11 protein-coding genes are annotated in these 14236 nt (G+C 56.6%); 9 read left to right on the plus strand and 2 right to left on the minus strand.

The annotated features are described in order from the left end of the window. Positions 1–30: 30 nt before the first annotated feature. From ACXAD0_RS17410 to ACXAD0_RS17450, 9 genes are all read left to right on the plus strand, one after another. The gene (locus ACXAD0_RS17410) at positions 31–1362 is read left to right on the plus strand and encodes a hypothetical protein (protein WP_475089979.1); all 1332 of its coding nucleotides are present in this window, start codon (positions 31–33) and stop codon (positions 1360–1362) included. Beyond that, positions 1352–2434: a vWA domain-containing protein gene (locus ACXAD0_RS17415; protein ID WP_475089980.1), complete on the plus strand. Its 1083-nt coding sequence runs from the start codon at positions 1352–1354 to the stop codon at positions 2432–2434. Before ACXAD0_RS17410 ends, ACXAD0_RS17415 begins: the two co-directional genes overlap by 11 nt. Further along, positions 2431–3438, plus strand: coding sequence for a VWA domain-containing protein (locus ACXAD0_RS17420; protein ID WP_475089981.1), 1008 nt, complete (start codon positions 2431–2433; stop codon positions 3436–3438). Before ACXAD0_RS17415 ends, ACXAD0_RS17420 begins: the two co-directional genes overlap by 4 nt. A 54-nt stretch (positions 3439–3492) precedes the next feature. Continuing rightward, positions 3493–4137 carry a hypothetical protein gene (locus ACXAD0_RS17425; protein ID WP_475089982.1) on the plus strand — a complete coding sequence of 215 codons (645 nt, stop codon included), beginning with the start codon at positions 3493–3495 and terminating at the stop codon, positions 4135–4137. Positions 4138–4149: 12 nt separating this feature from the next. Next, positions 4150–4812, plus strand: coding sequence for a hypothetical protein (locus ACXAD0_RS17430; protein WP_475089983.1), 663 nt, complete (start codon positions 4150–4152; stop codon positions 4810–4812). 15 nt (positions 4813–4827) lie between these two features. Then, positions 4828–6303, plus strand: a complete 1476-nt coding sequence (locus ACXAD0_RS17435; RefSeq protein ID WP_475089985.1) for a M48 family metalloprotease — start codon at positions 4828–4830, stop codon at positions 6301–6303. 166 nt (positions 6304–6469) lie between these two features. Further along, positions 6470–8104, plus strand: a complete 1635-nt coding sequence (locus ACXAD0_RS17440) for a long-chain-fatty-acid--CoA ligase (RefSeq protein ID WP_475089987.1) — start codon at positions 6470–6472, stop codon at positions 8102–8104. Between the two features lie 232 nt (positions 8105–8336). After that, positions 8337–9440 carry a glycerophosphodiester phosphodiesterase gene (glpQ, locus tag ACXAD0_RS17445; protein WP_475089989.1) on the plus strand — a complete coding sequence of 368 codons (1104 nt, stop codon included), beginning with the start codon at positions 8337–8339 and terminating at the stop codon, positions 9438–9440. Between the two features lie 73 nt (positions 9441–9513). Beyond that, a complete protein-coding gene (locus ACXAD0_RS17450) occupies positions 9514–11397 on the plus strand; it encodes an MFS transporter (RefSeq protein WP_475089991.1) in 1884 nt (627 codons plus the stop codon). Positions 11398–11411: 14 nt separating this feature from the next. On the opposite strand, the gene ACXAD0_RS17455 is transcribed toward ACXAD0_RS17450, so the two are convergent. Together ACXAD0_RS17455 and ACXAD0_RS17460 are read right to left on the minus strand one after the other, a co-directional pair. Continuing rightward, the gene (locus ACXAD0_RS17455; RefSeq protein ID WP_475089993.1) at positions 11412–12815 is read right to left on the minus strand and encodes an NAD(P)/FAD-dependent oxidoreductase; all 1404 of its coding nucleotides are present in this window, start codon (positions 12813–12815) and stop codon (positions 11412–11414) included. A 13-nt stretch (positions 12816–12828) separates the two neighbouring features. Further along, the gene (locus ACXAD0_RS17460; protein ID WP_475089994.1) at positions 12829–14211 is read right to left on the minus strand and encodes an APC family permease; all 1383 of its coding nucleotides are present in this window, start codon (positions 14209–14211) and stop codon (positions 12829–12831) included. Positions 14212–14236: the final 25 nt, after the last annotated feature.

Below are 14236 nucleotides of genomic sequence, written 5' to 3' on the forward strand. Positions count from 1 at the left end.
CGGCGATCCTAAACAGACAGGAGTAACCCAATGGGTCAAGGTGTACTGGAAATCAATGACAGTGGGCTGCGGGTGTTTAGCGGCACGGATGAAATACTGGAAAGTCCCGGAATCGCCGTGGTGGAGCCACAGAAGATTCTCGTAGGGACCGCAGCACAAATGCGGGCACGAAGCCATCCAACGCAAGTCAACAACCAGTTCTGGCGGCGGCTCAGCCTGGAAACCCTGAGTTCAGAGAATGCGCGCTGCCGCCACCATGCCGACCTGGCCTACTGCCAGCTGGTCGACATTGCGGATCATTGCGACCTGCCCCAGGAAGTCATGCTCGCGGTACCCGGTAACTTTACCCGGGAACAGCTGGCCCTGCTTCTGGGTATCGTCAACGAGAGCCCCGTTAATGCGGTCGGGCTGGTAGATAGCGCCACCGCCTGCCTGTCCAGTGTGGCCCCGCGGGGGGTGCACCTGCACGTAGAGCTTCAGCGTCACCAGACCCTGGTCAGCCGTGTCGCCATCCATGAGCAGGCGGTACTGGATATGGCGGAAGCGGCCAGTGACGCAGGGCTGCAGCATCTTCAGGATGCCTGGGCACGAGTGTTCACCGACGCCTTTATCATGCAGTGTCGTTTTGATCCCCTGCACTCCGCAGAAGCCGAACAGCAGCTTTATGACCTGATGCCGCAATGGATCAGCAACGCTATGCGTCAGGGCGAAGTTCTGGCAGAACTCGAGGACCGCACTGCGAAAGTGAGCCTGCGCCAACTGCAGGATGCATCTGCCCCAATCCTTTCCCGGGTGAGGGCCCTGATTGAGACTCTCAGCGAGGCATCCAGCGTGGTGTTTGTGTCTCACCGCTGGGCTGACATTCCCGCCGGTGCCCAATTAGCCGAGCGTATTCACCTGCTACCCCACGATGCGATCGCCAATGCCGTGGCGAAACGCTGGCAGGAGATACACAGTGAGACGGCCGCATTGCGACTGGTAACCACCCTCCCCTCCGCACCCGCCAACGAGGTTGCGGTTAAGGTCAACAGCGCAACCGATGCCGCTGCAACGCACTTGCTGTTTGGCAACCGTGCACTGGCTGCCCAGCAGCCGCTATTTGTCAGTTGGCAGGATGGCAAACTGAGCGTCACTCCAACGCCACCCACGCACCCGGCGGCAACCGTGACCAATCATGCGGGGCGCCTGGCAATGCGAGTGGATGCCGGAGCACAGCTGATGCTGAACGGTGAAGAAATTGATGCACCGGTCAACCTGTCTGCCGGGGATCGCATCGGGGCTGTTGCAGCGCAGAATGCAAAAGCCGCCCAGGAGACACAACAGGTCATCACGGCAATCAGTGTAGAGCACTATGGCGCGTAAGAATCGGCGATTCAGCACCGCAAGCCTGTCGTTCCTCGACATCATGTCCTGTGGATTTGGTGCGGTTGCCCTGATTTTCCTGATTATCAAACACGGCACCGATCAGGATATCGAGGCGAAGAACCAGGACCTGACGGCAGAAGTGAACTTGCTGGAAGAAGAAGTGGAGTTCGGCCGGGAACACCTGGTACTTGCCCGTAATACCCTCGACACCACGACCGATGATCTGGCGGACGCCCAGGGTTTGGCGCGAAGAATCCTCGAGCAAATCGATGAGATCAAGGGCAACCTTGCGGAGATCGACAGCAACACAGACGAAGAGGATATCAAGCGTCTGCAGGATAAGCTGAAGAAGCTCGAGGAAGCGAAGAAAGACCTGGAAGCGGAAAACAAAAAGCTTGGTAATAATGTCCGGAAATTCGTCGGCGATGGAGATCGCCAGTACCTGACCGGCCTGCGCCTCGGCGGTAACCGGATCCTGGTATTGCTGGATTCTTCCGCCAGTATGCTGGCGGACGAACTCATCAAGGTCATCCGTATCCGCAATATGTCCTCCAGAACCAAGCGAGAGGCCGACAAGTGGCGGCGCGCCGTGGATACCGTTTCCTGGCTTACCGCACAGTTCCCGCAGGACAGCCAGTACCAGATTTACACATTCAATACCGGCTTTAGCGCTGCGCTCTCCGGCACTGAGGATCGCTGGCTGAATGTCGACGATCGGGACCAGCTCGATGACGCCGTACAGGCACTGTACGAGGTAACCCCGGAAGGCGGCACCAGTCTCGAGCGCGTTTTTGCCGCAGTCAGCACCATGTCACCACTGCCTGACAACATCATCCTGATCACCGACGGCTTGCCCACACAGGGCATGAAGCGGCCTCGCGGTAATACGGTAGATGCGCGCGAGCGACGCAAGCTCTTTGATCGGGCGGTCAGAGCCCTGCCCAAGGGCGTTCCGGTCAACATTATTCTGGCACCCATGGAGGGCGACCCTTTCGCCGCCAGCGAATTCTGGAAGCTGGCGATGGAGACTGACGGCTCCTTCCTGGCACCTTCGAGGGACTGGCCATGAGGCGTAATCGTAACAAACGCTCCTCTGAAGAGTTCAGCATTTCGTTTCTGGACGTGATCTGCTGTGGCTTTGGTGCCATCGTATTGCTGCTGATGATTGCCAAGACGGTGGAACCTATCGTACTGGAGGAAGCCGAACTCGACCTGGATGGCAGGGTGGCGGACTTGCAGCAACAGCTTGCGGAGATTCGCGGCGAGACGCGCATTCTCAATCGGGACCTGAATGCCAAGCGTGAACAGCTCGATATTGAGCGGGACCGTATTGCCAATCTGCGTGGCGAGCTGGAAGCCCTGGAAGCGCAGTATGCCAGTCGTACAGAGGGAGAAAGCGAGGAAGGCAAACTCAAGGGCGAGCTGACCGTTGCCCTTCAGTCAATGACGGCAGAAATGCGGCGACTGCTCGGGGAAAACTATCAGCGCAAAAACAATGTCATTGGCGGTATTCCCGTAGACAGCGAATACGTGCTGTTCATTATCGACACTTCCGGCAGTATGTTTAATTACGGCTGGGACCGGATGATGGACGAGATGGTCAACACGCTGGATCTGTATCCCAATGTTAAGGGGATTCAGGTCATGAACGATATGGGGGACTATATGTTCTCCAACTACCGGGGCAAATGGATTCCCGACACGCCCGGTCGTCGTTCAGCGATTCTCAAACGCCTGGGCTCCTGGAATCCCTTCAGCAACTCCAGCCCTGTCGAAGGCATCCAGAAAGCCGTCCGAAGTTTTTATGACCCGGATAAAAAAATCAGTATTTATGTTTTGGGAGATGAATTCACCGGCCGGTCAATTCGCAATGTGATGCTCGCCGTGGATCGCGTCAATGCCCAGCATGGCGAAGAAAAGCGCAATGTCCGTATTCACGCCATCGGATTCCCCATTCAGTTTTCCCGCCCGGAGCATCTTCAGACCACCGGCCTGAGATTTGCTGCATTGATGCGTGAACTGACCTATCGCAATGGGGGCACTTTTGTGGGACTGAATGATTTCCGCAGGTAATACCCTGCTCAGGAGAGAAGAATGGTTGTCGGAAGAAATGGAATTATGCGGCCTGTGCAATGGCTTTTCATTGCCACCTCTCTGGTGATCAGCGGCTGCTCACATACAATCAATGTTTCCAGTAAGTACCCTGAGCCGGTGGGCAATCAGTATCCGCTTACCGTAGGGTTCTACCTGAGTGAGGATTTCCGAAAGTTCACCTATCACGAAGATAGTGAAGATCGCGAGGAATGGAACATCAACACTGGCCAGGCACAGAAGAACCTCTTCGAAACGGTGCTGACATCCATGTTTACCGATGCGATACCGCTGGCGCGTTACCCACAGGAGTTACCCGGCAGTGTGGAGTTGGTGATTGTCCCGGAGGTGCGGGAGCTTCAGTTCACCATGCCGAGGGAAACTCGGGTCAATATTTTCGAGGTATGGATCAAATACGACATGCATGCCTATGACCCACAGGGCGAACAAGTCGCCAACTGGGTGATTACCGCGTATGGAAAAACCCCAACAGCATTTCTCAAGTCCCAGGAAGACGCGCTAGCACAGGCCATTGATGTCGCCCTGAGAGATGCAGGTGCGACACTGTACACGGGTTTTGCACGCATCCCGGAAATACAAGCTCTGGTGGCCAGCAAGCAGCGTGCACTCTCACTGCAGGCTCCGCAGGATGCCGCCAGCAACGATCAACCCGTGGACTAACAGGAGGTTGCCATGTCCAGGATTGTATTTTTTTTCAGTCTTCTCTGGCTAACGGGATGCACAACCGTAGTCATCGATGAGTACCGCCGCAGTTCCGGTGAACTCGCCGAGGGTGATACGGTCGTAATTCTTGGGCGGCGCCACTCCAGTGACTACGAAACGGAACCCGACCTGATTGACTGTGTAGGGCGAGAACTTCACGATCCCGACCGCGGTGTTACCGTGATACCCGAACAGCAGTTCGTCGATGCCATGTATCCCTGGTTTGAACCCCGCACGGCCCCGTTACACCTCAAGTCTCTCGATCGGCTGATGGAAGTTCCCAATGTGCGCGAGCGCCTTGAGCAGTTCGGAGTGAAATACATTGTGTGGATTGATGGCTCCACAGAGACCACTGCCAGCGCCGGTTCGATCGGCTGCTCAATCGGCACCGGCGGTGCAGGATGTTTTGGCTTTGGCACCTGGGACAAGGAATCCGATTACGAGGCATCTGTATGGGACTTCCAGGATCAGGAACTGTCGGGCAAACTCAATGCAGACGCAAAGGGAACGTCCTACATGCCGGCCATCGTGGTACCCATTCCACTCATCGCCCGAGTACAAACCAATGCCTGTAAAGGCATGGCATCCCAGCTGCAGGAGTTTTTGCTGCCGGGCCAGGGTCCCACTAGCTAGGGAGGTCAAACGACAATGAAAACTCAAAATAAGAATGTGCTGTCGAAGCTGCTATTGTCCCTTGTCGTAGTAGCAATGGCAGGGTGTGCATTTAATCCCGCTACCAACCGACCAGACCTGGTGCTGATGTCGGAGGAGAAGGAGATTCGCATCGGCAAGGAAATGCACGAGAAAATTGTCGAAAGCACGCCGATTTACCGCGACCCGGTTTTGACCGCCTATGTGGACTATGTAGGCCAAAAGGTAGCGAAAGCCAGTGACAGGCCGGAACTGACCTATCACTTCACTATTATCGACAGCCAGGACATCAACGCCTTTGCACTGCCCGGTGGCTATATCTATATCAATCGCGGCCTCCTGACGTACCTGCACTCGGAAGCAGAGATGGCTGCCGTGCTCGCCCACGAAGTCGGCCATATCACCGCACGCCATGCAGTGCGTCAGAAAACCGCAGCAACCGGTGCCGGTGTTGCATCTGTCCTGTCGGTGCTGGTGACCGGCAGTGGCGTCGTCGGCGATGTGGCCAACCTGTGGACCACTGCTGCGGTCAAGGGCTACGGCAGGGAGATGGAGCTGGAAGCCGACCGCTTTGGCGCACAGTACATGCATAACGCCGGATATGATCCGCAGTCCATGATTAACGTAATCGGCCTGCTCAAGGACCAGGAAACCTTCGCCCGTCGTCGCGCACGTGTTGAGGGCAAGAAGCCAAAAACCTATCACGGCGTCTTTTCGACCCACCCGCGCAATGACATTCGTCTTCAGGAAGCGGTAGCCGCCGCCGGTGAACTCGCTGTACCGGAAGAGAAACGCATGCTGAAGGTAGAAAACTATCGGGACAAGACCGAGGGTATCGTTTACGGGCGAAATGCACAGCAGTCAGAGAAGAACCGCTACAACCACAAACGTCTGGGCTTCTCTTTGCTGTTCCCACAGGAATGGAAAGTGGAGAACCAACGCTCATCCATCGTCGGCACCTCCCCGGACGGCACCGCCAGCATCACCATTCGGGTAGATCAGCGGTCCGGCAATCAACCAGCGGATATGGCCTTGCGGGAAGCCTATGACGTGCGCACACTCAAGGATGACGAGCAACTCAACCAATACCGCTTGCAGGGGCATACCGGAAAATTGCCCGCGCAAACGGAAACCAGCCCGGATCGTGTCGCTGTCATTTACTATGGCAGCCGCCAGTATCTGCTGGAAGGACGTATTCTCGCTGCAGAAGCCGCCGAAGAGAAAACGCCAGAGCAATATGATGACCTGTTCCTAACCAGTATTCGCAGCTTCCGCCCACTGCGTAAAAGTGACATCCAACAACCTGACGTGAGAAGGATTCGTTACGTACAGGCGAATGACAAAACGACCTTCTCATCTTTGGCGCGCCATATGGAGATTGGTGAATACGCCGAAGAACAGTTAAGGCTGCTGAATGGATACTATCCGCGCGGCGAACCCGAAGCGGGAGAATGGATCAAGATCGTGCAGTAACCATATCGCCATACCGCTGGCGGCGCTGTTCAAGGAGTCGCCAGCTCTTCGCACAAATGCAATTGCACTCACTCAATTTCGACAAACACGGATAACAAAGTAACTCAAAAACCAAAGCTGTACTGACGACTAGACCAGCCAAAAAAATAACAAAGGAGTGGTGACGATGTTCGGCCTGATGATGAATTCCCAACTCAATTTGAGCGGTGTAATCCGCCATACGCTTGCGCATTTCCCAGACCAGGAAATCGTATCCTTCACATTAGACAACCCTAATCACCGGTATACCTACCGTGAAGCATTCGCTCGCAGTGCTCAGCTCGCGCATGCGCTATCCCGACTTGGCGCGACGCAGGGAGATCGGATTGGAACGCTCGCATGGAATGATTACCGTCATTTTGAGCTGTACTACGGCACGTCATGTAGCGGCCTGGTCTGCCACACCATCAACCCCCGTCTGTTTCCCGAGCAAATTGCCTACATCATCAATCATGCCGAAGATCGGTGGCTGTTTGTCGATCCCATGTTTGTACCGCTGCTCGAAGCGATCGCCGACAAACTGACGAGCGTTGAGGGTATTGTTGTACTGACTGACGCAGCACATATGCCAGACAGTAGCCTGCCGAATCTGCACTGCTACGAGACACTGATTGCGGATATGCCCGACACGTTTGAGTGGCCAGAGCTCGACGAGCACTCCGCCGCCGCCCTGTGCTACACGTCAGGTACCACAGGCAACCCAAAAGGCGTACTGTACAGCCACCGCGCGCTGGTGCTGCATACTTACTGCATCCTGCTGCCGGATATTTTCGGTTTGAGCGAAGAGGACGCCGTGCTACCGGTTGTCCCGATGTTCCATGTCAACGCCTGGGCGATACCCTATGCGGTGCCGGCGGTCGGTGCCAAGCTGGTACTGCCGGGTCCAAAAATGGCAGATGGCGAGACACTGACACGTATGATGCGCGACGACAACGTGACCATTGCGGCCGGTGTGCCTACCGTCTGGTTGGCGTTACTCAACTACCTCAAAGACGCGCAACAGACTATCCCGTCGCTGAGCCGTGTCGTGGTAGGCGGCTCTGCCTGTCCCTGGAGCATCATGGAAGAGTTCGAGCGGCAACATGGAGTCTACGTGCACCACGCCTGGGGCATGACCGAAATGAGCCCGCTGGGAACATACAACGCCCGCGTTCCCGAAGGGCTGCCACCGGAACAGGCGCGCGCGCTGCGCCTGAAGCAGGGGCGCGCCGGCTTTGGCGTGGAGATGCGAATCGTGGATGAGCAGGGCACCGCACTGCCACACGATGGCGAAGCCTTCGGTGCGCTGCAAGTGAGAGGCCCCTGGGTCTGTGAGCGCTATTTCCGAGCAGAAGAGTCAGCACTCTCCGCCGACGGCTGGTTCGATACCGGGGATGTTGCCACAATCGATCCCCAGGGCTATCTGGGTATCACAGACCGCACCAAAGATGTGATCAAATCCGGCGGCGAGTGGATTTCATCGATCGAGCTGGAAAACGTCGCGATGACCTTCGCAGGTGTTGCCGAAGCAGCAGTCATTGGTGTGCACCATGACAAGTGGGCAGAGCGCCCACTGCTGGTGATCGTGCCTGCACCGGGAGCCTCTCCCGATCCGCAGCAGATACTGCAAAGTTTCGATGGCAAAGTGGCCAGCTGGTGGAAACCAGACGACTGCGTCATCGTTGAACAACTTCCACACACCGCCACAGGCAAAATCAGTAAAAAGGATCTGCGCGAGCAGTTTCACGGTTACCAGTGGACCACAGAAGCACCGGTCGAATAGCGGGAGACAAGGGGCGGACGCGCAGTTTGCGACTGCCCCTTGCGCGAACGCGGACCGCCTGCCTTGCGTTCGCCACCAACCATCCTCTGTTGCAAATTGCAGATTGGGCTTCTGGTGTCGCTCGGCGCTGCGTGAGCCCACAGGTTCCCTCCCCCACGCGCTGTCACCAAACAGTCATATGGCCGGGCTAGGGTGACCTGAATTCCGCAATCCCGTACACACTAGCCCTAGTATGTTCCGAATACCCTTTACGTCGCTCTTCGTCATTGCTCTTCTGCTGATCGGCAGCCCTGCCAGCCTGGTAGCAGAGGAGCAGCCCCTGGTCATCGCACATCGTGGTGCCTCCGGCTATCTGCCGGAACATACGCTCGAGGCCACGGCCCTCGCCTACGCCATGCGGCCCGACTACATCGAACAGGATCTGGTCTTGAGCAAAGATGATCATCTGATCGTCATGCATGATCTCTATCTCGACAATATCACCGATGTCGCCAGCCGCTATCCGGAAAAAGCACGAGCGGATGGCCATTTTTATGCGATTGATTTCACCTTGGCCGAACTGAAAACGCTCCAGGTCACCTCCCCCTTCTTTCGTATCGCCAACACCACCCGACCGAGATTTGCAGGTCGCTTCCCGCTGTGGAAATCGAGCTTCGAGCTGGCAACCTTTGAGGAGGCAATTGAGCTGATTCAGGGGCTGAATAAAACGCTCGGGTACGACATCGGAATCTACCCGGAAATCAAGAAGCCATGGTTTCACCATCGAGAAGGCAAGGACATCGCCCGCCGGGCCCTGGAGACCCTGAAGCAATACGGCTATACGCAACCGCAGGACAAGGTTTTCCTGCAGAGTTTCGATGCCAATGAACTCCAGCGTGTTCGCTCCGATCTGCTGCCTGAAATGGATATGGATATCGCGCTGGTGCAGTTGATCGCAGAAAATGACTGGAATGAGACCATGGAGGAAGAGGCGGGACGCTGGGCGCCCTATGACTACTCCTGGATGCTCACCGCTGCCGGGCTGGAGAAGATCGCTGGCTACGCCCAGGGTGTCGGTCCGGCTCTGGGCATGCTGAAAACTAGCGATGCAGGCCGGCCCTTCGTGGAGCTTGCCCGGCAGAACCAGCTTCAGGTCCATCCGTTCACGCTACGCGCCGATGCGCTCGCTCCGTTTGCCGGCCTGCCGACCAAAAAGCGGAATAGAATGCCTGCCTTTGAACAAACCCTGGTCCAGCTGCGCGATGAGCACGCCATCGATGGAATTTTCACCGACCAGCCTGATCGGGCACGCCAGGTGTACTCGAGCGACGCGCAAATATCCGTTGAATCTCCATAGAACCTTCGATAACAATCAGGTTCGAAAGAAAAACCTCTATTTTCTGGAAAGCGCACCGCGGACGGACAATCGCATGGCACATAACAATCAATTTGAGCTTCTTCGCACCCGGCGCTTTCTGCCGTATTTCCTGACGCAGCTCCTTGGCGCCTTTAATGACAATGTATTCAAAAGTGCCTTAATGGTACTTATTGCCTTCCGGCTGACCGCTGACGCGGCAAATTCACTCAATAATCTCGCCGCTGCGCTCTTCATACTGCCCTTTTTCCTGTTCTCCGCCACCGCAGGTCAGATCGCCGACAAGTACGACAAGAGCCTCCTCATCCGTCGAATCAAACTGGCAGAGATCGGAATCTGCCTGCTGGGCGTCGCCGCACTGTTCTTGCAAAACAATGCCCTGTGCCTACTCGTGCTGTTTTTACTGGGCGTACAGTCCGCCTTTTTTGGCCCCATCAAATATGCGATTCTGCCGCAGCACCTGCGTCGTTCCGAGTTGATGAGTGGCAACGCCCTGGTGGAGATGGCCACTTTCGTGGCGATTCTCAGTGGCACCATTGTCGGTACGGTGCTCTCTGGCGCGAGCAATTCCGAAAGTAGCAGCCCCTGGATCGCGATGATGATCGTATCTGTGGCACTGCTGGGTTACTGGGCATGTCGCTTTATTCCCAGTGCGCCTCCCGCGGTACCGGATTTGAAAATCCATCTGAACCCTGTCCCCCCGGTACGTAAGGTCATTGACGAGATTCGGCACAAACCCGCGGTGTTCTATTCCATTATTGGCATTTCGTGGTTCTGGCTGCTGGGCTCGGCGTACCTTACCCAGGTGCCAAGCTTTAGCAAAAATGTACTGGAGGGCAGCGAGACCCTCGTGGCATTGCTGTTGTGCAGCTTTACCATAGGCGTCGCTATCGGCTCTCTGCTGTGCGCACGACTCTCTGGCGGACGTATCGAGTTGGGGCTGGTACCCATCGGTGCGGCGGGCCTGACCTATGCGGGTATCGCCCTTGCCGTGATCGGCGGAAACCTGGAACCCCTGTCAAACCCCACTCTCAACGAGTTCTGGCACGCGGAAGGAGCCCACACATTCCTGGTACACATGGTGTTGATTGGTATTTTTGGCGGCCTGTATATTGTGCCACTGTACGCCCTGATTCAGGACCGCACGGAAGAGGCGCTGCGCGCACGGGTCATCTCGGTGGCCAACATCCTGAACGCGTTGTTTATGGTGATCTCCGCCATTCTCGGGATCGTTTTCCTCACAGTGCTCGACTTCACTATCCCGCAGTTCTTCCTGGTCATTGCACTGATGAACGGGGCGGTTGCGGTATTCGTGTTTAACCGCGTACCCGAGTTTGCCATGCGCATGCTGGTGTGGCTCCTGTCGCACACCATGTATCGCGTGCGCCATGAAGGGCTGGAGCAGATCCCCACCGAAGGTCCAGCCATCATCGCCTGCAACCATGTGAGCTATGTTGATGCCTTGCTCCTGGCGGGCGCCGTTCGCCGTCCGATCCGGTTCATTATGTACAAGCCGATCTATGAAATTCCGGTGCTGCATTTCGTGTTCAAAACCAGCCGCGCAATCCCGATTTGTTCCCGACAACAGGATCCAGAGGGCTACGAGCGGGCATTTCAGGAAATTGAGCAGGCGCTGAACGACGGGGATCTGTTGTGCATCTTCCCGGAAGGGCAACTGACCAGTAATGGTGAACTGCAGCCCTTTAAAGCCGGTATCGAAAAAATTCTGCAAAAGAACCCGGTTCCGGTGATCCCCATGGCGCTGCGCGGCCTGTGGGGCAGCTTTTTCAGCCACCGCGACGGCAGGGCCTTCACGACCTGGCCGCGTCGATTCTGGTCTCGGGTGAGTGTGGTGGCCGGCAAGCCCATGGAGGCGGACTCGGCCAATACAGACGCGCTACAGGATATTGTATTGGGACTGCGCGGTGAGCATCGTTGATCCACTCGGTCGGCTTACAGCGCGGCAGAGCTCCAGTGGGCCAGCATCCGCGCGAACGGCAGCTGCCAGCGGGTCCCTTGACCCAGGTCGAGGGTCTCTTCCCAGAGATAAATACCGTTGATGGCCTTATACGCAATCCAGGGTAATGGATCCGGCTCCCACCCTCGCAACACATGATTGGGTGATGCCCGCAATGCCCAGGGCATGGCCGTGAGATCGGTTTCCCGTTGCAGAATCAGGTCTGCGAGCGTGCGCCCGAAAAGATTGGATGCACCGACCCCCTCGCCACCATAACCACCCGCGAGGGCAATGCCAGACTCCGCGTCAAACACTGCGGCAGGCCGCATACGCCGTGAAAAAGCCAGATTCCCACACCAGTGATGACTGATCTCCACTCCCTGCAGGGAAGGGAAGAAATCCAACAGGAGTTGTCTCTGCGTGCGAAGTTCTTCATCCAGCAATCGCGGATCCTGGCGTACCACACCACCAAGGTCATAGCTGCCGCGTGCGCCAAATAACAGGCGATCATCCGCACTGCGTTGCATGTAGGACACCAACCGGCTGGCATCCGAACTAACAACGCGCCGGCCAAAACCAATAGCCTGCCAGTGTTTATCCTCGAGGGGTTCCGTCGCCAGCAGTCGGCTCACAATCGGCAGGGCATGCCGCTTGAACGGCGAGCGCACTGTATTGCTATAACCCTCCAGGGCAGACACCACGATCTGGGCATTGAGCGAACCGCGCTCTGTACACACTTTGCGCGGCTGAATATCGGTGGCAGCGGACCGCTCATAAATCGTCACACCCATCCGCTCAACCGCTGCCGCCAAACCGCGTACCAGCTTGGCCGGATGGATTGCCGCTACATGACGTGCGTACATTCCACCGCGAGTATCGCGGATATTCACCAGGTCGCGGGCTTCGCCTGCGTCGAGCCAACGGAAATCCTCTTCGGTGAAGCCCAAAGACCAGTAGTGCTCCAGCTCGTCGCGGACTCTGTCTTGCTGTACGGGGAAGCGTGCAGCGCTGGCGAGCCATCCCTCATACGCAAGATCGCAGTCAATCCCCTCTCGCGCACAGACGCTGGAAACCTCATCGACAATACCGGTCGCGAGGCCCAGCGCGGTGTTGCGCTCCGCTTCCGGCAACGCGGCAACGTATTCACCCAAACCGCTGAATTCGCCCATCAGCCAGCCGCCGTTGCGACCCGACGCACCAAAGCCGGCAACTTCCTGTTCGACGATGGCAACCGTCAGTTCAGGCCTATTTCGCTTGAGATAATACGCAGTCCATAACCCGGTATAACCCGCACCGACAATCGCAACATCGACCTGTCGATCGGCTTCCAGAGAGGCTCTGGGTACCAACTCTCTGCCGAGGCTATCGAACCAGTAATTCAGCTGGCGATAAGATTCCACAGCTTGCTCCGAATCATCCTGTCACAGATTCTGCGACTGGAGCGCGTTGTTTCTCGGCCCAGAAAATACATAGCTCACCGATAATGAGTGTGGCCAGTACACCGTACAACACCGGCAACTGCAGACCCTCACCCGGTGTATAGACAAACAGCACAATACTGAGTGTCAGCACAGCAATACAGGTCCAGGCCATGATTGTCGCACCAACAACCCCGCCCGGAACCCGGTAGGGGCGCGGACGTTCGGCATCTGTAGTACGCATTTTGAGAAACGCCAGGAGCATGCCGATATAGGGCAACAGGAACAGCACCGCACTGAACGCAAACAGGGACCAGAACAATTCCTCATTGCTGCCGGCCATAAATCCATACAACAGCAACACAGCGGTACTGATCACACCGGTGATCACCGCGGTACCAACGGGCGTGCCGTAGCGAGGATGCTTGTAGGCGAGAATCGCCGGCAGCTCGCCCTCTTCCGCGGCCTTGGCACCCGCACGGTTAACACCAATGGCCCAGGTAACACCGTTGGAAAAGAACGTGAACAAGGCTGCAACCCCCAGCGCCATCACAAACGCATTCCCCATCGCAGAGCCACCGAAGAAGAGCTGCAGGGTATCCATCAGCCCTTCGACCAGGTTGATATTTTCCAGTGGGATCGCCGCCAGTACCGAGAAAGTGCCGAGGGCGTAGAGGGTGATAATAATGAGCCCCGACCAGAATACCGCCCGCGGCACATTGCGCTCGGGCTGCTCGATATCGTCACTGGTCGCACACATCAGTTCAAAACCCAGCATGCCGTAAATAATGACCGGAATGAATTCCAGCCCACCCTGTAGCGACGGCATCAAGGTCGTTGTGTTTAACGGGTTGGCCAGACCATGGTCACTCACATGCAGGAAACATCCACCGATCACTGCGGCAAAAATCAGGATCTTCAGAATTGCTCCGGTATCGGGAATCCACTTGCCGATATCCAGTGTGACAATATTGATGAGCACCGCCAGCCAGGACAGCGCGATACCAATGGCAATCTGCCATCCCAGGGTCAGCCCGGGGAAAAACAGCTGGGAAAAAATACCGGCAAACAGAATAAAGATTGCAGGCATCCACATTGCATTATTGACCCAGTAACCCCAGATCGCCCGGCTCGCCCAGCGACCTCCATAGGCTCTCCGCAACCAGGCATAGATCCCCCCCTGCTCCGGGTAAGTGGTGCCCAGCTCGGCACTGATCAGGCCGATGGGGATATAAAAAATAACCCCGAGGAAAACCCACCAGAACAGGCTCGAGGCCCCAATTGAAGCCGCCCCGGCAAGCGTTTCCAGTAACAGAATTGCCGATACTGTAAACAGGGTCAGATCGGGTAGCTTCAGCGCTTTGTTGTTATTGCTCATGCTGTCAGTCCGTCAGATTGAATCA

It is taken from the genome of Microbulbifer sp. ABF4_148, assembly GCF_056158985.1.

Coding starts and splice junctions, on each gene's coding strand:
- ACXAD0_RS17410 (WP_475089979.1), top strand. CDS start 31: ATGGGTCAAGGTGTACTGGAAATCAATGACAGTGGGCTGCGGGTGTTT.
- ACXAD0_RS17415 (WP_475089980.1), top strand. CDS start 1,352: ATGGCGCGTAAGAATCGGCGATTCAGCACCGCAAGCCTGTCGTTCCTC.
- ACXAD0_RS17420 (WP_475089981.1), top strand. CDS start 2,431: ATGAGGCGTAATCGTAACAAACGCTCCTCTGAAGAGTTCAGCATTTCG.
- ACXAD0_RS17430 (WP_475089983.1), top strand. CDS start 4,150: ATGTCCAGGATTGTATTTTTTTTCAGTCTTCTCTGGCTAACGGGATGC.
- ACXAD0_RS17435 (WP_475089985.1), top strand. CDS start 4,828: ATGAAAACTCAAAATAAGAATGTGCTGTCGAAGCTGCTATTGTCCCTT.
- ACXAD0_RS17440 (WP_475089987.1), top strand. CDS start 6,470: ATGTTCGGCCTGATGATGAATTCCCAACTCAATTTGAGCGGTGTAATC.
- glpQ (WP_475089989.1), top strand. CDS start 8,337: ATGTTCCGAATACCCTTTACGTCGCTCTTCGTCATTGCTCTTCTGCTG.
- ACXAD0_RS17450 (WP_475089991.1), top strand. CDS start 9,514: ATGGCACATAACAATCAATTTGAGCTTCTTCGCACCCGGCGCTTTCTG.
- ACXAD0_RS17460 (WP_475089994.1), bottom strand. CDS start 14,211: ATGAGCAATAACAACAAAGCGCTGAAGCTACCCGATCTGACCCTGTTT.